The sequence below is a fragment of the Adlercreutzia sp. DFI.6.23 genome (assembly GCF_024462535.1).
Lineage (GTDB): Bacteria > Actinomycetota > Coriobacteriia > Coriobacteriales > Eggerthellaceae > Adlercreutzia > Adlercreutzia rubneri.
The window spans coordinates 1-306 of sequence record NZ_JANGBP010000434.1; the positions used below are offsets into that span (position 1 = coordinate 1).

The 306-nt window shown below is 64.4% G+C and carries 1 pseudogene; it reads left to right on the top strand.

The annotated features are described in order from the left end of the window. Nucleotides 1-61: 61 nt before the first annotated feature. A pseudogene (locus NE591_RS14020) lies at nucleotides 62-306 on the top strand (hypothetical protein); the annotation flags it as partial.

Here is a 306-nt window from a genome sequence, read left to right on the forward strand (position 1 = left end):
CCTCGTCGTGTCGCTGTACCGCCACCGCCAGATTCGCCGGCTCGCCGAGTAGATCGACGAGGTGCTGCATTCGGGCCACACGGTGGGCTTCTCGAACTGCCGTGAGGGCGACGTGGCGGTGCTCGCCAACGAGCTGTCGAATATGGTGTCGCGCCTTTCGCGCACCCGCGACCAGCTGTCCCGCGAGCGCAACGCGCTGGCCGATTCTCTGGCCGACGTGTCATATCAGGCGCCTGTCTGGTCCCGTCAAGGGACGTGTCATGCTGGCACAGGTGTTTACGGTACTCTCGGCGCTTTTGTCCTTTG